The organism is Priestia sp. TSO9 (assembly GCF_021029645.1).
GTDB classification, from domain to species: Bacteria; Bacillota; Bacilli; order Bacillales; family Bacillaceae_H; genus Priestia; species Priestia megaterium_E.
In genome coordinates this window covers 1,167,933-1,186,514 of the sequence record NZ_JAJEKD010000013.1, presented here as the reverse complement: position 1 = coordinate 1,186,514, position 18,582 = coordinate 1,167,933, and the positions used below count along the sequence as shown (strand labels likewise).

The 18,582-nt window shown below is 39.2% G+C and carries 19 protein-coding genes, 8 tRNA genes and 2 rRNA genes; 27 read left to right on the top strand and 2 right to left on the bottom strand.

What is annotated here, in order from left to right:
- From LJC66_RS14295 to LJC66_RS14220, 16 genes are all read left to right on the top strand, one after another.
- Positions 1–231: ribosomal RNA gene (locus tag LJC66_RS14295) — 23S ribosomal RNA — on the top strand; the annotation flags it as partial.
- A 63-nt stretch (positions 232–294) separates the two neighbouring features.
- A 5S ribosomal RNA gene (gene rrf, locus LJC66_RS14290) occupies positions 295–410 on the top strand.
- 116 nt (positions 411–526) lie between these two features.
- Positions 527–602 (top strand) — tRNA-Val (locus LJC66_RS14285).
- 7 nt (positions 603–609) lie between these two features.
- Positions 610–682 (top strand) — tRNA-Lys (locus tag LJC66_RS14280).
- 9 nt (positions 683–691) lie between these two features.
- Positions 692–768 (top strand) — tRNA-Arg (locus tag LJC66_RS14275).
- 4 nt (positions 769–772) lie between these two features.
- A tRNA-Pro gene (locus tag LJC66_RS14270) sits at positions 773–849 on the top strand.
- A 59-nt stretch (positions 850–908) separates the two neighbouring features.
- A tRNA-Ser gene (locus LJC66_RS14265) sits at positions 909–1,001 on the top strand.
- A 54-nt stretch (positions 1,002–1,055) separates the two neighbouring features.
- A tRNA-Trp gene (locus LJC66_RS14260) sits at positions 1,056–1,129 on the top strand.
- 23 nt (positions 1,130–1,152) lie between these two features.
- Positions 1,153–1,229: transfer RNA gene (locus LJC66_RS14255), tRNA-Ile, on the top strand.
- A 39-nt stretch (positions 1,230–1,268) separates the two neighbouring features.
- Positions 1,269–1,340 (top strand) — tRNA-Glu (locus LJC66_RS14250).
- A 211-nt stretch (positions 1,341–1,551) separates the two neighbouring features.
- On the top strand, positions 1,552–1,899 hold the full coding sequence (locus tag LJC66_RS14245) for a hypothetical protein (protein WP_195696772.1): 348 nt from the start codon (positions 1,552–1,554) through the stop codon (positions 1,897–1,899).
- Between the two features lie 48 nt (positions 1,900–1,947).
- A complete protein-coding gene (locus tag LJC66_RS14240; protein WP_016766132.1) occupies positions 1,948–2,154 on the top strand; it encodes a hypothetical protein in 207 nt (68 codons plus the stop codon).
- A gap of 108 nt (positions 2,155–2,262) precedes the next feature.
- Positions 2,263–2,673, top strand: coding sequence for a hypothetical protein (locus LJC66_RS14235; RefSeq protein WP_050690599.1), 411 nt, complete (start codon positions 2,263–2,265; stop codon positions 2,671–2,673).
- A gap of 469 nt (positions 2,674–3,142) precedes the next feature.
- Positions 3,143–3,421, top strand: a complete 279-nt coding sequence (locus LJC66_RS14230; protein WP_028408159.1) for a hypothetical protein — start codon at positions 3,143–3,145, stop codon at positions 3,419–3,421.
- Between the two features lie 255 nt (positions 3,422–3,676).
- Positions 3,677–4,678: a DUF3231 family protein gene (locus tag LJC66_RS14225; protein ID WP_230932807.1), complete on the top strand. Its 1,002-nt coding sequence runs from the start codon at positions 3,677–3,679 to the stop codon at positions 4,676–4,678.
- A 160-nt stretch (positions 4,679–4,838) separates the two neighbouring features.
- A complete protein-coding gene (locus LJC66_RS14220) occupies positions 4,839–5,186 on the top strand; it encodes a DUF805 domain-containing protein (RefSeq protein ID WP_050690602.1) in 348 nt (115 codons plus the stop codon).
- Positions 5,187–5,218: 32 nt separating this feature from the next.
- Here LJC66_RS14220 and LJC66_RS14215 read toward each other — a convergent pair whose 3' ends face one another.
- Positions 5,219–6,403, bottom strand: a complete 1,185-nt coding sequence (locus LJC66_RS14215) for an iron-containing alcohol dehydrogenase (protein ID WP_230932806.1) — start codon at positions 6,401–6,403, stop codon at positions 5,219–5,221.
- 158 nt (positions 6,404–6,561) lie between these two features.
- Between LJC66_RS14215 and LJC66_RS14210 the strand changes: the two genes are divergently transcribed.
- From LJC66_RS14210 to LJC66_RS14180, 7 genes are all read left to right on the top strand, one after another.
- Positions 6,562–7,662 (top strand): sugar diacid recognition domain-containing protein, encoded by a 1,101-nt coding sequence (locus tag LJC66_RS14210; RefSeq protein ID WP_230932805.1) that lies wholly within the window; start codon positions 6,562–6,564, stop codon positions 7,660–7,662.
- Between the two features lie 126 nt (positions 7,663–7,788).
- A complete protein-coding gene (locus tag LJC66_RS14205; protein ID WP_230932804.1) occupies positions 7,789–9,057 on the top strand; it encodes a GntP family permease in 1,269 nt (422 codons plus the stop codon).
- Between the two features lie 21 nt (positions 9,058–9,078).
- A complete protein-coding gene (locus LJC66_RS14200) occupies positions 9,079–10,215 on the top strand; it encodes a glycerate kinase (RefSeq protein ID WP_230932803.1) in 1,137 nt (378 codons plus the stop codon).
- Between the two features lie 325 nt (positions 10,216–10,540).
- Positions 10,541–11,434 (top strand): alpha/beta fold hydrolase, encoded by an 894-nt coding sequence (locus LJC66_RS14195; protein ID WP_050690663.1) that lies wholly within the window; start codon positions 10,541–10,543, stop codon positions 11,432–11,434.
- 134 nt (positions 11,435–11,568) lie between these two features.
- Entirely contained in the window at positions 11,569–12,240 is a 672-nt protein-coding gene (locus tag LJC66_RS14190) for an HAD family hydrolase (RefSeq protein ID WP_230932802.1), read from the top strand.
- 19 nt (positions 12,241–12,259) lie between these two features.
- Entirely contained in the window at positions 12,260–12,715 is a 456-nt protein-coding gene (locus tag LJC66_RS14185) for a GNAT family N-acetyltransferase (protein ID WP_230932801.1), read from the top strand.
- A 76-nt stretch (positions 12,716–12,791) separates the two neighbouring features.
- The gene (locus LJC66_RS14180) at positions 12,792–13,007 is read left to right on the top strand and encodes a DUF3951 domain-containing protein (protein ID WP_028408169.1); all 216 of its coding nucleotides are present in this window, start codon (positions 12,792–12,794) and stop codon (positions 13,005–13,007) included.
- A 9-nt stretch (positions 13,008–13,016) separates the two neighbouring features.
- On the opposite strand, the gene LJC66_RS14175 is transcribed toward LJC66_RS14180, so the two are convergent.
- Complete coding sequence (locus tag LJC66_RS14175; RefSeq protein WP_230932800.1) at positions 13,017–13,772, bottom strand: hypothetical protein; 756 nt, start codon at positions 13,770–13,772, stop codon at positions 13,017–13,019.
- A 333-nt stretch (positions 13,773–14,105) separates the two neighbouring features.
- On the opposite strand from LJC66_RS14175, the gene LJC66_RS14170 reads away from it, so the two are divergent.
- The 4 genes from LJC66_RS14170 to LJC66_RS14155 all read left to right on the top strand — a co-directional run bounded on the left by LJC66_RS14170 (position 14,106) and on the right by LJC66_RS14155 (position 18,563).
- Entirely contained in the window at positions 14,106–15,140 is a 1,035-nt protein-coding gene (locus LJC66_RS14170; protein ID WP_050690610.1) for a LacI family DNA-binding transcriptional regulator, read from the top strand.
- Positions 15,141–15,451: 311 nt separating this feature from the next.
- Positions 15,452–16,711, top strand: a complete 1,260-nt coding sequence (locus LJC66_RS14165; RefSeq protein WP_230932799.1) for an ABC transporter substrate-binding protein — start codon at positions 15,452–15,454, stop codon at positions 16,709–16,711.
- Positions 16,712–16,800: 89 nt separating this feature from the next.
- Positions 16,801–17,733 (top strand): carbohydrate ABC transporter permease, encoded by a 933-nt coding sequence (locus tag LJC66_RS14160; RefSeq protein ID WP_016766148.1) that lies wholly within the window; start codon positions 16,801–16,803, stop codon positions 17,731–17,733.
- The gene (locus LJC66_RS14155; protein ID WP_034651257.1) at positions 17,733–18,563 is read left to right on the top strand and encodes a carbohydrate ABC transporter permease; all 831 of its coding nucleotides are present in this window, start codon (positions 17,733–17,735) and stop codon (positions 18,561–18,563) included. The genes LJC66_RS14160 and LJC66_RS14155 overlap by 1 nt, the downstream gene beginning before the upstream one ends.
- Positions 18,564–18,582 lie beyond the last annotated feature (19 nt).

Genomic DNA, 18,582 nt, shown 5'->3' with positions numbered 1-18,582 from the left:
GGATGGACACACCGCTGGTGTACCAGTTGTCTTGCCAAAGGCATCGCTGGGTAGCTATGTGTGGACGGGATAAGTGCTGAAAGCATCTAAGCATGAAGCCCCCCTCAAGATGAGATTTCCCATAGCGCAAGCTAGTAAGATCCCTGAAAGATGATCAGGTTGATAGGTCAGAGGTGGAAGCGTGGCGACATGTGTAGCTGACTGATACTAATCGATCGAGGACTTAACCAAACTTTTAAAAGCGTAAGCTTTACTCAGCAAACTGTTATCTAGTTTTGAGAGAGCAATCTCTTGTCTGGTGGCGATAGCAAAGAGGTCACACCCGTTCCCATACCGAACACGGAAGTTAAGCTCTTTAGCGCCAATGGTAGTTGGGACTTTGTCCCTGTGAGAGTAGGACGTTGCCAGGCAATGAATAAGACCCCTTATGAGTCTCTTATAAAAGAGCATAGGGGTTTTTTATTTGAAATATTCTATTATAAGTAATGAAAATAACGCTTGTTAAAGCGCTTATATAGATTTTTTTGGAGGATTAGCTCAGCTGGGAGAGCACCTGCCTTACAAGCAGGGGGTCGGCGGTTCGATCCCGTCATCCTCCACCAGTTTTTCGAGCCATTAGCTCAGTTGGTAGAGCATCTGACTTTTAATCAGAGGGTCGAAGGTTCGAGTCCTTCATGGCTCATTTTAATAAGCGCCCGTAGCTCAATTGGATAGAGCGTTTGACTACGGATCAAAAGGTTAGGGGTTCGACTCCTCTCGGGCGCGCCATGAACGGGAAGTAGCTCAGCTTGGTAGAGCACTTGGTTTGGGACCAAGGGGTCGCAGGTTCGAATCCTGTCTTCCCGACCAGAAGTATAATGTTACCTTAGCTCAGTTGTTTAGAGTAGAAGGTTTATCATTCTAACATCGGAGGAATACCCAAGTCCGGCTGAAGGGATCGGTCTTGAAAACCGACAGGGGTGTCAAAGCCCGCGGGGGTTCGAATCCCTCTTCCTCCTCCATTTATTTTTATCATCATCGCGGGTTCAATTTCCGTCATGACTGCTACTTTTTATAGGGGCATAGTTTAAAGGTAGAACTACGGTCTCCAAAACCGTCAGTGTGGGTTCAATTCCTACTGCCCCTGCCATTTTAGATACATATGAGGATTATGGGCCTATAGCTCAGCTGGTTAGAGCGCACGCCTGATAAGCGTGAGGTCGGTGGTTCGAGTCCACTTAGGCCCACCAGTATAACAAACAGTTAAGTTAAACTTAAAAAACAATCACGGCCCGTTGGTCAAGTGGTTAAGACACCGCCCTTTCACGGCGGTAACACGGGTTCGAATCCCGTACGGGTCATCGAAAGAGCAGTTTGCATTTGCAAACTGCTCTTTTATTTATGTCAGATAACTACAGATTTTGATTGAGACTGTATAAAATTCTAATGTGAAAACTTCAAAATTTTTGAGTCTAATCTCTGAAATTTGAACATAACGATACTAGTACTTTAAGAATAACACTAGGATAACGTGCTATAATGGATAAAACTGAATACTAGGGGTAATGAATAATGGAGGAATTAAAGCGAAAAAACCAAGGTGCTGCGGAACTAGACGAAAAGGGATTTAAGTGGATGCGTTTCGTCAGCTTCTTTATGATTGTGAACCTCATTTTCACCGTAGCTTTAGTAGCAGTTGTTCTAATAGTTCCACAAATTCAAGAAACTTTTCAATGGGTAGCATTTGGTGTATATGGGTTTACAGTTCTTTATCTCATCTTTATGCGTGAAGTAGCCTTTAAAAAGACATATGGTTCTTTAGCAGCTTGGATGCGCACTGTATGGAATTTTAGTTTTATTGCTAGTGCGTTTGGGGCCATTAGCATGTTTATAGGGAACACTCACTGGACTTTATTTTAAAGGAATCTGTCTTCTTGTGTTGAAAGTGAAAGTAAGGGAGGAATTTATATGAATCCATATGAACAATTACAATTAAACAAAGAAGTAGAAGCGATTGCTAAACAACGAATTGAAATTCATAAACAGCGAATAAAGCTATCTGAAGAGTTAGAGCAAGACTTTGATAATACAGAGCTCCAAAATAAAATTATTGAGTTAGAAGAAGAAAGTCAAAAACTAAAGAAAAAGAGTGAAGCTTTACAAGCTAACTATTAAACATCCTTTCAGGGTGTTTTTTTAATAATGTTATAATAATAAACGAGTTGGTATAAAGGAGTTGGTACTATCACCATACAAAATCTTATTGACTCAAAAGATTTAGAATTGCCATTTGTTTTTTATTATGACGGGGATTTCGTACGTCAATCAATTAAAAATGGAACGAACATACTAGAAAGATATGATTACGTCGGAGAAGTTGAATTAGAATTACTTCAAGAAACTGGATTTATTGAAATTTGTATAGAGGGTTATGGTGGGATGAGAATAGGTGATAAAATTGATGTCTCTGTTGGTAATTTAGAAACTAAAAATGTTACCGAACCATTTGTTTTAGAAAAACTTGATAAGCGATTTTATTTTTTAATACCCTTTCATCCTTATTGGGTGAGTACAATGGAAGATGGGGGTATCCTCATCTCATATTCTATAAAAAGTGTACTAAATATGACTACTTACAGTTCTGAAACAGTACGTTTTCATAAAGATATTCTATCTAGCTCAACTGTATATTAAAATAAATATAGTAGCTTAATCTATTGCTTGTTAATATGCTGCTAGATATGTATCTTTTTAGAAAAAATAAAATAGCTTACTGAAATAGTCTTTATATAGAACAGAACAAGCAGATTCTTAATTATTAAGAGCCTGCTTGTTTTACTTTATACCCAGCATTAGATTCTTTATTTAACAGCTTCTTTAAATTCTTTTCGTGGCTTAAAGGCTGGAGCCTTTGTAGCATCAATAAATTCAGCTTTATTCATATCTAAATACCTCATTCCTTACTGTGTATAGTCTGTTTAGAGAAAAAATATATCATAGTTTCCTTATAAGGATCAAACCTATGTTCTTTTAAATGCATCATGCATCTGCTAGAAAACTCTAAAAAAAGTTAACATTGCATGTTTTGTTTCCTTTTTGTTAGGGAAATGGAAATAAAAGAAAGATAAAAATGATTAAAAATGAGGAGAAGGAGTGTCAAAAAGTGGTATATAGTCAAGTAGTAAGAAAACCTGAGTTTCAACAAGCGGAATCGGAAGGGTTAAATGAAGCCATTCACGAGTACATAACTCGTCGTACACGTCACAATGCACCGGTTGTGGATGCGCTTCGATATATTATGACCATTGAACATAAACATGAACGCATGCAGGTAGCAGCAGAACTGTTCGGATCAGCTATTCAGCGTGTAAAAGATCAAGATATTATTCAATATCTAAAAAAATGCGGAAGCTACAAAAGAATTTCTGATACGATGGAATAAAAACGTTTTCTTTGAAAAAGCGCCTTTAATGAGAGGGGGCTTTTTTTGTTTCCTCCATTTAAAAGCGAGGATAAATACATAGAATTCTTCCAATTTGTGCATAGTAAATGAAGCAGAATTAATTGAGGAAGAGACAGAGTTTTGTATCTGACTGCGGGGACGAATGTTAAGGTCTAGAATAAAGTCTTCATTACAGATACCCACTCTTGAATAAATGAAGATTTACGTATGTATCCCTAGCAGGAGGTTTAGTGCATGAGTCAAGAAATACCGTTAAGTTCAAGTGAAATTGCTACTCTTTGGATGACCTATCAGCAAAAAACAATGACCCAAAGAATTTTGGAATATTTTATTGCACAGGCAGAAGATGACGGGGCAAAAGAAATTATGCAAGATACGCATAGGCAAGTGGTAAACTACATTAAAGATATCAAAACAATTTTACAGAATGAAGGGGCTGCCATACCGGTAGGATATACAGAAAAAGATGTAAATGTAGGCGTTCCTAAGCTCTATGATAAGATGTTTGATATTATGTTTCTTCGCCTTTTAAAAGAAATTAGTATGGGGCTACATACGCTTCATTTAACCATGTCCTACAGAAAAGACATGATCTCTCTATATAAAGAGCTTACCGCTTTCACGCAAAGTGGCTATGACAAATGTGTAGATTATCTTCAGGAAAAAAACGTGCTTCCAAGGCCGCCAGCTGTCTCAGCGCCTAAAAAAGCGAAGTTTGCTGAAGGCACAGATTACATGAATGGCCTCCATTTGTTTTCTAGTAAACGTGCATTAAATACTGTAGAGGTAGCACATATTTATTACGCAATTGAAAGCAACATTTTTGGCATGCAAATGATCACAGGGTTTGCTCAAGTAGCAAATGAACCTGAAGTGAAGAAGTATTTTGTAAAAGGAAAAGAGCTGACTAAAAAAGTTGTAAGTGATTATAGTAAAATTCTTCTGGAGAGTGATATTCAGACGCCTGCGACGTGGGGTGCGAAAGCGACCGAGTCAAAAGTAGCACCTTTTTCGGATAAACTAATGATGTACTGCGTGAGTTTATTTTGCAGTTTCGGGCTAGGCAGCAACGCTTTAGGCACTGCGTTTAGTTTGCGTGGAGATCTTCCTCTTACACTTGTCAGTACGGCCAAAGACATTTTAACATACGGGCAAGCCGGGGGAAAAATCATGGCCAAAAACGGATGGCTTGAGGAACCGCCAAGTATGGAAGACCGAAATGATTTGATGAAATAGAAAGGCATAATACATTATGAAAACTTCTTTTTTTGAAAGAAGTTTTTTCTTTTGCATAAAAAATGTCGTTATTTGTTCGTTTAACGGTTTGTTTTTTGAATAAAAAGGATATATAAACTATAAATTTACAATTTTATACTAAAAAAGGAGGTTGTTGCATATGAAGTGGTACATAAAAGTGTTGAAAAATTACGGGACGTTTTCTGGCAGAGCAAGCCGAACTGAATACTGGATGTTTGTATTGGTCAACTTTGTTATTTCATTTATTCTTTCTTTCATTCAGTTCTTTATTGATAAGCCTCTTTTTCTGCCGGTAATCTACTCGCTATTGATTGCAGTCCCTTCGTTAGCGGTAGGAGCAAGAAGACTCCACGATACGGGAAAAAGCGGGTGGTGGCAGCTCATTACATTAGTTCCACTTATTGGAAGTATTTGGCTAATTGTTTTATTCTGCCAGCCTAGCGATCCAAAAGATAATCGTTTTGGTACAACGGCAAAAGCAGCATAAATAGAACTCCCCCTTACATAAGGGGGAGTTTTTTAGTGCACAGGTTCTACTATAGCACCATCATACGCTGATTGGTAAATAGCTCGTATGTCTTTTTCATGAAGAGGCAAAGGACTGCGAGCGAGAATTCGTTTTTGCTGGACGCCATCTTTTGTTAGCTTTTGAAGGGCACTTTCTGGAATATCAAATCCGCGAAGGGTTTGAGGAATGCCTACCTCTTTGACAAGTGACTGCAGTTGTTTTACACACTGATAAGAAGCTTCTTCTTCTGATAAAGAGTTAGCGTTTCCGCCTAGGGCTTCAAAAATATCCCGCATCTTTTCCACGCAGCTGCTGCGTATGTAACCCATCACATAGGGAAGCAATACGGCGTTTGATTCACCGTGAGAAATATGAAACTGTCCACCTAATGGATATGCAAGCGCATGAACACCGGCTACGCCTGCGTTAAAGAAAGCAAGTCCCGCTAAATAGCTTCCGTAGCTCATCTGAGTTCGCGCTTCTTTATCTTTGCCGTTTTCTACAGCTGTTCGTAAAGAAGAGCTAATCATGCGTATAGCCTTTAGTGCTAAGGCATCGGTTGCTGGATTTGCATTCACTGATACATAAGCTTCCACAGCATGAGTTAATGCATCAACCCCTGTAGCCGCCGTTACTTTAGAAGGCAAGCTCAGCGTAAGCTCGGGATCTACAATGGCAGCGTCTGCAAGCAAATAGTCGTGGGTCACGACGTCTTTTGTGCTTTCAAGAGATAATACAGAAATATTGGTTACTTCTGAACCCGTGCCAGAAGTAGTGGGAATTAAAATTTTTGGAAGACCTTTTTTTGAAATTTGTTTTGTACCAGTTAAGTTCAAGTATTCTTCTACAGCTCCATCGTGAACGGCTAAAACGGCCGTAAGTTTTGCTAAATCTAATGCGCTGCCGCCGCCAACGCCAATGACTAAATCAAATTTTCGGCTTTTTGCATAGGATACGAGTTTTTCACCGAGTGCTAAAGGCGGTTCTGGTGCCGTATCTGCATATACATCTACTTCGTATCCATTTTTAATGAGGGGAGAACTCACTTTATCTACAAGTCCAATGTCTTTTAACACGGGATCTGTGACAATTAAAATATGAGCAGGGTGATATTTTTTTACTTCCAGAAGCAGTTGCTGAAGTGATCCCCATCCTGTATAGCTAAGAGGGGTAAAAACTAGTTTTGACACAGTCATTCTTTTATCCTCCTATAGGTACTGTTTTGTTGGCGGTTTCAAAGATGTGGTTTTGCGTCTACGTATACTATAATGAAGTATCGAAAATTTTTCATTGAATACAAATTAGCTGTCACGAAAAAATTGAGCTTTACTTCACAGGGGCAAAGGATGGGGAAATGTTGAGATACGTAACAAAAGAATTAGCTCAGAAAATTGTGTGTAGAACGATGGAGATTATTGATTGCAACATTAACGTGATGAACGAAAAAGGAGTCATTATTGGTTCGGGTGACAAAAAGCGAATGAATCAAATTCACGAAGGAGCGTTGCTGGTATTAAAAAACGGCAGTTCCTACGAAATTACTCAACAGCAGGCTGACTCGCTGCGCGGGGCCAAACCGGGCGTGAATTTGCCTATTTTCTTTAACGGGGAAATTGTTGGAGTCGTGGGATTAACAGGACTGCCAGAACAGATTCGTAATTACGGAGAACTCGTGCGCATGGCGGCTGAAATGATTTTTCAAGAAATGATTTTAATAGAGGAAATTCAGTGGGATGAACGATTAAAAGAAGAGGTGGTTCATCAGCTTCTTCAACAAGAAGACCCGCTTGACTCCTTCTTTTTTGACCGGGCGAACCGCTTTGATATTAACTTATACCTTCCACGAGTGGCACTGATTGTTACAGCGGACAATCGCCATGAAGTTATGAAGCTTGTAAAGAAATACATAGCTAATAATGACTTATATGCTATGCTTCCAGACGGAGTAGTCATATTAAAATCTACAGAAGCAGGCAGCGCTAGCAGCTATGCGGAACAGCTGGAAAAACAGCTTCGGGCGTCTGGGATGGTGTGTAAGTTAGCGGCAGGATCTGTTCAACCTGACTTTAAAGGCCTTCGTGTATCTTATCAGCAGGCAAAAGATACGCTTGCGGTCGGTTCTAAGCTTCACCCAGAAGCTGTTTTCTACTGCTATTCGGATTATCAAATTCCCGTGCTGTTACGTCAAAGCGCCGGTTTTCAAGAAAATCATGATCTGTTGCATCACTATAAAAAGCTGAAGGAATACGATAAGAAAAAAGAACTTATCGAAACGTTAACGGTCTACATAGAAGAAAATGGCGAAGGAAGCACGGCAGCTAAAAAGCTTTTTATACATCGAAATACGCTAAGCTACCGTCTAGATAGAATTCAAAGCATTACGGGAAAAGATCCAAGAAAAGTCAAAGACCTTCTTGAACTGTATGTAGCCATGCTGCTGTCTAAAATTTCATAACTGTGCACGTGCATAAAAGATCTTGCGATAGTGAGGTCTTTTTCTGTTGAAGTGACTAATGAAAGAATATAAGATAGCGCTTACAATTAACGTTAGGGACAGGAGAAATAAGAAAGGGGATGCTTTATGGACGTTCAAGTAAGCGCGTTAGGCGCGATTTGTGCATTAGTAATTGCTATTATATTAATCTTAAAGAAAGTGGCTCCCGCATACGGAATGATAGCCGGAGCTTTAATTGGAGGACTGATTGGCGGAGTTAATATTGCTGATACCGTTAATTTAATGATTGAAGGGGCACAAGGCATCATTCCCGCAGTGCTGCGGATTCTTGCAGCCGGTATATTGGCCGGGGTATTAATAGAATCAGGTGCTGCAGCGGTTATAGCAGAAACCATTGTAAAAAAACTAGGGGAAACAAAAGCGCTTTTAGCTCTAGCGCTAGCCACACTCATTCTTACGACAGTAGGTGTGTTTGTTGATGTGGCTGTCATCACAGTGGCACCTATTGCTTTAGCCATTGCTAAACGTACGGGTATGTCAAAGCCTGCTATTTTATTAGCAATGATTGGAGGAGGAAAGGCGGGAAATTTAATGTCTCCTAATCCTAACGCTATTGCTGCTTCGGATGCATTTAATATTCCGCTTACATCCGTGATGGCTGCAGGAATCATTCCCGCTATATTTGGCGTAGCGGTCACTTATCTCGTAGCCAAACGATTAGTGAAAAAAGGAACAATGGTTCAAGCTGAAGAAATAGATACAGTGGATGCAAGCAGCTTGCCGCTGTTTTTAACGGCTATCATAGCACCCATTGTTACGATCGTGCTGCTGGCGCTGCGACCGCTTTTTGATCTTAATATTGATCCAATGGTTGCGCTTCCTGCAGGAGGAATTGTTGGTGCCATTGTGATGAAAAAAGGAAAACAGCTTAATACATATGCTATTTCTGGATTAGGGAAAATGTCAGGTGTAGCCATTATGCTTCTCGGAACGGGGACATTAGCAGGAATCATTGCTAACTCCCAGCTAAAAGATGTTATTATTCACGCCTTGTCTGCTATTGGGTTGCCAGCTTACGTTTTAGCACCGGTTTCAGGTATTTTTATGTCAGCGGCAACCGCTTCGACAACGGCAGGAACAGCAGTCGCAAGCCAAGTTTTTGGATCGACAATTTTAGAGCTAGGCGTTTCTGCTTTAGCCGGAGCTGCTATGGTTCATGCCGGAGCGACCGTACTTGATCACCTTCCGCACGGAAGCTTTTTTCACGCAACGGGCGGAAGTGTAAACATGAAAATAAAAGAACGCTTAAAATTAATACCGTACGAATCGCTTATTGGACTCATCATGGCAATTGTATCCACGCTTATATTTGGTGTATTAAAGCTATATGGCTAAAAATAAAAGGAGTGTTTGCGGATGAAAATTGTGATTGCACCGGATTCATTTAAAGAGAGTTTAACGGCTCTGCATGTTTGTGAAGCAGTTGAAAAAGGAATAAGAACTCATTTTCCAGACGCTGAGATTAGTAAAGTACCTATGGCAGACGGTGGAGAAGGAACTGTTCAGTCGCTTGTGGATGCAACGGGTGGAGAGATTATACAAACGCGAGTAACCGGACCGTTAGGGAAAGCAGTGGAAGCTTTTTACGGAATTCTTGGAGATGGCAAAACGGCTGTTATTGAAATGGCAGCCGCTTCAGGACTTCATCATGTTCCTATGGATGAACGCAATCCGCTTATCACCACAACGCGAGGAACCGGCGAGCTCATTCTTAAAGCGTTAGATCATAAAGTGAAGCATATCATCATTGGCATCGGAGGAAGTGCTACAAATGATGGAGGAGCTGGTATGGCAAAAGCTTTAGGGGCAAAGCTTCTTGATGCTAACGGCGCAGAAATAAAAGAAGGAGGCGGCAGTTTAAACCAGTTAGCTGCTATTGATCTGACAAACTTGGATTCCAGGCTTGCTGAAGTCAAAGTAGAAGTTGCGTGCGACGTAGACAATCCTTTAACAGGTGAAACCGGAGCATCCGCGGTATTTGGCCCTCAAAAAGGCGCAACTCCTGATATGGTTAAACGCCTTGACTGTAATCTAGCTCATTACGCAGCAGTTATTGAAAAAGAAATGAATATTCATATCCAAAGTGTTCCTGGTGCTGGAGCCGCAGGAGGACTAGGAGGGGGCCTGCTGGCATTTTTATCTGCGGAGTTAAAGCCAGGTGTAGACATTGTCATTGAAGCAACTCAGTTAGAAAGATATATTAAAGATGCTGATCTTGTCATTACCGGTGAAGGAAGAATAGATGGACAAACTATTTACGGAAAAACACCCATTGGAGTAGCGAAAACAGCAAAAAAGCATAGCGTTCCCGTGATAGCGATAGCAGGGAGCATTGGAACAGGAAGCGAAGCTGTATATGAGCACGGTATTTCTGCGTTATTCAGCGTCGTGCCCGGAGCGGTCGATTTGTCAGAAGCGCTGGAAAAAGCGGGTGAAAACATTGAAAGAACGGCTAAAAACGTAGCGTCAGTTATACGCTTAGGCATCAAGTGAAGAAGTTACAGTTTTTATTGTTCTCTTTTTAATAAATAGTAAAAGGTCTCTTTCATCAGAAGAGGCCTTTTTTTCGTTTAGTGCTAAAGTAAGCTGCTATCATTCTTTTAAATTTTATATAGGAAATAGAACTAAACGTTTTCTGAAGCGTCATAGTAAGTAAGCAGTCCCAAAGATTCGCTAGCATTCTCGTCGGCTTACTAACTGCTACTTATGGAAAGGAGAGGTTAAGGTGGAAAAAAAGTTTAGGTTCTTGAGAATTTTAAGAAACGTGATAGTAGCTATATTGGGGATATGCATCATTTTGGTTGTAACGAATCAAGTTATAACGGCAGTAGAAAAGAAAAAGTATCCGCCTATTGGTCAATTAGTAGAGGTTAATGGCAGAGATATTCATGTATATACAAAAGGTAAAGGGGAAAATACAATTGTACTACTAAGCGGCTTGGGAACGACTGCGCCTGCACTGGATTTTGAACCTTTAGTAAATGAACTGTCGAAGGATAACAAAGTTGTGGTAGTAGAACCATTTGGATACGGATGGAGTGACATTACGAATAAAAAACGTACCGTAGAAAATAGTGTAAGTGAAATGAGAGAAGCTTTGCAAAAATCGGATATAAAAGGCCCGTATATATTAATGCCGCACTCAGTTTCTGGCGTGTACAGCATGTATTACGCTAATAAATATCCAGATGAAGTAGAAGCAATTATTGGAATAGACCCTACGCTGCCAAAAGCGCTGGATTATTTTAAAGAAGAAGCGCCGAATATACCAAGTTTGATGAGTGTTTTAGCGCCAAGTGGACTTGCTCGCTTAGCCCTGCTTACTAGTCCTAATCAGTATCTACCGCTAGCCGAAGAAGGAACATATACAACAAAAAATTTAAAAATGACAAAAGCAATCTCCAGCTGGAAAGGCTACAACAAAAACGTCATTGATGAAGCAAAAGAACTGAACAACAATATAAATAAAACTCTCGATATGTCGTTTCCTTCAAAGATGCCTGTAATGATTTTTACTAGAAAAATAGATAAAGAACCAAAAGAAGAAAAATCTAATATCACGTTTTATCAAGATCAATTAAGTCACGTATCGTCGCAAAAACTAGTTGTTTTACAAGGTCATCACTATTTACACTGGACGAAGTACAGAGAAATGAGCAAAGATGTGAATGATTTTATAGATACATCTATTAATTCAAGTACAAAGAAATAAAGGCTTTAAGAAAAAGGAGTCCGAACCATGGGTCTCCTTTTTTATAGGAAAGAATCGAATCTAGTTAGCTGTATAGCTATAAATGTTATAATTAACCAATCGCTGGAATGATTTATATATAGAGGAGGCAAATCATGATTAAAGCCGTTATTTTTGATTTAGATGGGACATTATTAGACCGAGACAGTTCGTTAAAACATTTTATTCAAGATCAATACGAGCGTTATAGTAAAGAGCTAGCACATATACCGAAGCAAGAATATATATCTAGATTTATCGAGTTGGATCAAAAAGGCTATGTATGGAAAGACAAAGTATATCAGCAGCTTTTTAACGAATATGATCTTTCAAATCTAACGTGGGAAGGAATGCTAGATGATTATCTTTACTATTTTCCAGCGCACTGCGTTCCGTTTTTACATATGGAGCATGTACTAAAAGAGCTAAAGAAAAAAGGGCTGTTGCTAGGCATGATCACAAATGGTTTTACGGACTTTCAGTGGATGAATATTAGAGCGCTTGGAATTGATCACTATTTTGATACCATACTTGTTTCCGAACAAGAAGGCATTAAAAAGCCGCATAAAGATATCTTTTTGCGAGCATTAAAAGCGCTTGATGTGTCGGCTGAAGAAAGTGTATATATCGGGGATCATCCAGAAAATGATGTACTTGGTGCAAGAGGGGCGGGCATGCATGCTGTATGGAAAAAAGACGCTTTCTTTGACGGGAATTTTACAGATTCATATGTAGTAGAGGATTTAAAAGAGCTGTTGAATGTAATTAATGAGTTTCAAGAGAACTGATGTGAAAAGGAGAAACACGATGAAAACCGAAGTTCGTCTATTGACTGATGAAGATCTTAAAGAAGCAGCAATCATCTATACAAATGTTTTTAGTGCCTCATCGTGGAATGAGCCTTGGAGCATGGACACCGCTTATGCTCGTTTATATAATATCAGTAAAACTCCAGGGTACGTAGGAATAGGTTACTTCCACAGTGAAAATAATAAACTCATAGGATTTATAGTAGGAAATGAAGAACAGTGGGCGAACTATAAGACGTTTTATGTAAATGAAATTTGTGTGTTAAGCAGCACTCAGCAAACTGGCATAGGAACGAGCCTTTTATCTTTCCTTAAAGAGCTACTTATACAAAAAGAAGTGAAAGAAGTCTACGTGTCTACAGAAAGAGGCCAAGGCAAACCAGAACGTTTCTTTGAAAAGAACGGTTTTGCCACTGATGAATCTCGTATACTGATGGCGGTAAATGTAGATTGAATATAAGTGAATGGGTGTAGGGTATCCGTTTTGTTGTTCCAGGAGGAACGGTTTATAAAGCAGGAGGAAATAATTTATGATTTTTTCGCTACTAGTTTTAGTCGCTATTTTAACGGTGAGTATTCCGCTGCTGATTATTATTGTTAAAACAGTTTGGCAGCGAAAGCTTCCTCGTAATTACTATACGCCGTTTGACTATCTTGCTGCACAAACAGAAGAAGAGTTTCATGAAGAGCAAAATGAACGAGAACTAGAAGAAAAAGAAGGAGATGTTGTAAACAGAAAGAGCTAAAGGTCGTTTTCAACTCCTTCTGTTTACAGCCCACCCCTCCACAATTTCCGTAAATTCACCTAGGTGTTCTTCAAATATCCGTTTTCGATGTCCGTTAGCTCCGGATGGATGTGGAAAGCCAAATAAATACGTATGCCGAGAAAACGAAGGTTCACTTGAAAGCTTTCTTAAAACATTCTCAACCGCTTTTCCTAGTGGAACGATTAAGCATGAATTCTTTATTTCGCTCAATTCATGTGGAAACACTTCAAAGGCATAGCGAGAAAGAAGCGCTGATCGTTCGATTGGCGGCTGATGCCCCGTGTAGTTTTTTCCTTTATAAAACACAGGATATTTCAGTACAGACGTTGTATGCAGCAAATCTCTCTGTGAAGCAAATAGCTCAGCGGCACCGTTAATGCCCATGACTTTTGCAATTCCGCATTGATCTAACATGTCTATTAAATTGACTCTCATCGTTCCGCTAAAGCTAGCTGCTTTTTTTGTTTCGTACAGTACTTGTTCAAGCGGATGATGATGGGACAGGCTGGAAACGCATTGTTTAAAAGCAGTTTTCATTTGAAACCAGCCTGGTGTGATGCCGGCAATAATAATATGAGCTTCTGGATTTATGTAATCGTTATGGGGTGAGTAGTACATGCTTAGTTCCTTTTCTTGACCGATTAAAAAGTCTTTTTGCAACAGCTGTTCTTTCGTAAAATTCATATTATGCAATTGTTGAATGGCATGCAGACATTGTTGAAAATAAGAATGTTGGCTAATCATAGGCTCTCTCTTTCTTTATCACTATTTCTTCTTTTATTTTCCCCAACAAACCGTTTTATATCAAATATGAACAAATTCTTACGAAAATTAATGTTTACTAAAAGTTTACTTAAGTATTAGTTCGGTGTGATAAAAATAAAGTAGTAATAGCGGCGTTTTTGTCATTTAAACGGCGAAACTAACAAAAGAAATGAAGAATTTTGGAGAATTTTTTGATAAATTTACTGAAATTTTAAAAATATTTATTGAAAGCGTTTTATTAATGTGCTATTCTTCCAATATAAGAGATAAATATTTAGTAAAAATAGAAGATTATAATAGAGAGGTAAAAAGATGGCAACTTTAAAAGATATAGCGGCGTACGCTAAGGTTTCCAGTTCAACTGTATCAAGAGTACTAAATAATGATCATACGCTTTCTGTATCTGAGGTTACTCGTGAACGCATTCTGCATGCAGCCAAAGAGCTGCAATATACGCCCGTGAAGATACGAAAAGGAACGGCAAACGGAAAGGATATAGAAGCTCCTCGAATAGGTATTATTTTCGCTCAATCCCTTGAAGAAGAGTTAGTAGATCCTTTTTTCTCTTCTATTCGCCATGGAATAGAAAGTGAATGCGCAGAAAAGGAAATTTTTACAGTAAAGTCATTTAGGCTAAAAGGCATGAAGCAAGAAGAGCTGCTGCAGGATCTTGATGGAGTGATTGTAGTGGGAAGAGTTAGTCCAGAAACGGTTCAAGAAGTGAGCAATCATTTAGATACTATTGTTTTTATTAATCACAAAGCGGATGAGGATTTGTACGATTCGGTCATGATTGATTTTGAGAAAGCTACTAAACACGCATTAAATCATTTATTTGACCTCGGTTATAAAAGAATTGGCTATATCGGAGGGACAGAAAGAGAACATTATATCAATGGAAGTTCTATTATTGAAGATCAGCGTCAAACGGTTTTTGAACGCGTTATGCATGAAAAAGGCCTGCTCGATTCTGAGAAAGTTTATATAGGAGAGTACTCAATGACTGAAGGCTATGAGCTGATGGGACAAGCGATTAAGCAAGGAAATCTTCCTGAGGCATTTTTTATCGCAAGTGATGCAATGGCGATAGGAGCAATGCGTGCCCTGCAGCAATCAAATATAAAGGTTCCTGAAGACGTAGCGATTGTAAGCTTTGATGATGTGGATATCGCAGCATTTGCGAGCACGCCGCTCACCACAGTTAAAGTATATACTGAAGAGATGGGAAGGCAGGCTGTTAAAATGCTAGTAGATCGGTTAAGCGGCAGATCCGTTCCTTTAAAAGTCATGGTGCCGACTAAATTAATTTATCGTGAAAGCTGCGGAGCCTTACTCAAAAAACAGTAGCCTAAAAGTTATAACTTGAAAGGGGGTGATAGAAAAGAAGAATTCATACATAAAGAGTGATAAGGGGGAAGGAAAATAGAAAAAACCATAGAAAAAGCAGGTTAAAAAGCCCTAGAAACTACATACTTATTGGCAGATAAGTATGTAAATGAAAAAGCTTTTTCATCTCTAGGACTCTTTGAACCTTTGTAAAAGTATAGGATTAAATTATAAGTGACTTTATTTCGTTGTGCAATGAATTTGTCTATGTGTAAATAACTGAATATTCAGTTATTTATGTCTTGATAGAGTATAAGGAGGAAAAAAGATAAATGAAAAAGCTTACGTATCTTTTCGTTCTATTACTAGTCTTTTCTGTTGTGGCAGCGGGCTGCGGAAATAAAGAAGCGGCAACAGGCGGAAATGGGAAAACAACGCTAACGCTTTTTTCTACGATGAGTAATAAAGGGGAGAGAAAAGCGCTTCAAAATGCGATTGCAGAATTTGAAAAACAAAATCCAGATATTAAAATTGATGCGAATTTTCCGGGTAACGGCTATGAAGATATGCTTCGTGTGAAAATGGGTGCAAATGATATGCCGGATTTATTTGATACGCACGGTTGGTCTCAGCTTCGCTACGGGGAGTATGTAGCGGATTTAAAAGATATGGATTGGGTTCAGCATTTGGATCCGGCGCTAAATCAAATTTTAAAAGATAAAAGCGGCAAAGTGTATGCGTATCCTTTAAATCAAGCAAAAGACGGAATTAGCTATAATGCGACGCTGTTAGAAAAATACGGAATAAAGCCTCCTAACACAATGGATGAATTTATAACAGCATTAGAAACAGTAAAAAAGAAGAGCAAAGGAGAAGTAGCGCCTCTATGGATCCCAGGAGGGGAAAATGGCAATATTGCTCAAGTGTTTGATCAGCTGGCTACACCTCAGCTTATTACAGCAAAAAATAAGAACTACGCTAAGCAGTTGGAAAAAGGAACATTTAATTGGTCAAACTACACGCCGCTAGCGGAAACAATGGCAGAAATGAAGAAGAAAGGGCTGCTGAATGAAGACGTATTAACCGCAAAAGTATCTCAAGCAACGGAATTAATGGCTCAAAATAAAATTGCTTTTACATTTGTGGGCGGATCTCTTGGACCGGATGCAACAGAATTAAATCCTGAAGTAAAAGTAGGAACGGTACCGGTGCCTGCTATTCATAAAGGCGGTACGCAAAGCTGGATTGGCGGAGAGCGCTTTACCCTTGCTGCGTGGAAAGATTCTAAGCACCTTAAAGAAGCGAAAAAATTTATTGAATTTGTGTCACAGCCGAAAGTTGCCAAAAAGATTGCCGAAGGAACGTCTTCAGCATCGGCTCTGACAAACAATAAAACACAAAACTACTACTCTGAATACTACGATAAGTATAGCGATATTAAAGTTGAGCCATACTTCGACCGAAAGTATTTACCGAGCGGTATGTGGGCAGTGATGTCTTCTACAGGTCAAGAATTGCTAGCGGGAAGTTTAACGCCAAAGCAATTATCAAAAGAGATGGAAAAAGAGTACAAGCGTCTCAGTAAACAATAAAATAGTGTGCAAAAGTTCCTTGTTCGCCGAGAAGCAGGGAGATAGGCTTCTGCTTCTTTTCAACACAAGCTGAAATAGGAGTGAACACGATGAATGAATTAGTCAGGAAAGAGCCGGTTTCTGTAGTAAGAGATACGGAAAAACGAAAGAAAAAATTAAAAACAGAGTCTTCTTTATGGTGGATGTACCTTCCCGGCTTAGTAATTATCACCGTTTTTATTATCTATCCTTTTATTAACGGAATTAGACTTTCCTTTACTAATTGGAATGGATTTTCACAAACGTACGATTGGATTGGGCTCCAGCAGTATAAACGTTTGCTTGCAGATCCAACGACTTGGCTTGTGATAAAAAATACGCTGCTCTACGGAATAGGCAGTACTATTTTTCAAAATATTATTGGCTTGTTATACGCTTTGCTTCTGAATCAAAGCATTAAAATGAAAGCTGTAACAAGAACAATTGTCTACCTTCCGGTTATTATCAGCCCAATTATTATGGGGTATATCTGGTACTTCTTTTTTGCCTACCAAGGAGGCGCTTTAAATGACCTTCTTGTATTTTTAGGTTTTGAGAAGATTAATGCTTTGGGAACTCCAGAGCTTAACTCTTGGATTATCGTGTTCGTCAATACGTATCAATTCGTTGGAATTGCGATGATTATTTATTTAGCGGGGCTGCAAAGTATTTCAAAAGATTATTACGAGGCAGCGCAGCTTGACGGAGCATCGGCTCTTCAGCAGTTTAAAAACATCACGCTTCCATTGCTTATGCCTTCGATTACAATTAACGTCGTTTTAAATATTATCGGAGGTTTAAAACTGTTTGACGTAATTGTTGCGCTGACAGGAGGAGGGCCTGGAGATGCATCGCAGTCAATGTCTACTTTTATGTATGACTTATATTTTAGAAGACAGGACGCCGGCTATGCTGCAACTCAAGGTGTGTGCATGGCGCTCATTATCTTAGTCATTAGCTTATCAGCACTTGTGTACTTTAAACGAAAGGAGACAGAAGCGTGATGGACTATACAAATAAACGGAAAAAGCGATTTTTTACCTTTCTAGCTCTTTGTATAACGCTCGTTCATATTGTCCCTTTTTATATTCTTGTTACGACTTCTTTAAAAGCAACCGGGGACTTTAGTTCCAAATGGGTATTTCCAAAAAGCATACACCTTGAAAATTTCACAGCGGCTTGGGAGCAAGCGAATTTAGGCAGTTCTTTTATGAATACGTTTATCATTACGTTCGTTTCGGCGGTTCTGCTTATTTTTCTAGGATCAATGGCTGCGTATCCTCTAGCGCGCCGCCAAACGAAACTAAATAAGTACGTCTATTTTATTTTTATCGCCGTGATGGTAATACCGCCTTTAACAGCGTTAGTTCCGCTGTACAAAATGGTTGTGAATATGGGGATGATGAACACGTACCAAATTGCTATTTTAAATAATGTCGCAGCATTTTTGCCGCTAACGATCTTTTTGTATGCGGGCTTCATTCGCTCCACTATTTCTAAAGAGCTCGAGGAAGCAGCAAGAATTGATGGGGCCGGCACGTTAACGATTTTCTTTAAAATCGTATTTCCGCTGCTAAAGCCTGTCACTGCGTCTATTTTAATTATTGCGAGCGTCTACATTTGGAACGACTATCAGTTTGCAATATTCTTCCTTCAAGATAAGGAAATGCATACATTAACCGTTACGTTAGCAAGCTTTTTTGCCGAAAATCAAAATAATCTTAGCTTAGTAGGAGCAGCTGCGATTATTGCGATGCTTCCAATGACCATTTTATTTTTAGTGCTACAAAAATACTTTATTGCAGGGCTTTCATCAGGATCTGTAAAAGGATAAAACCAATACGAGGAAGGAA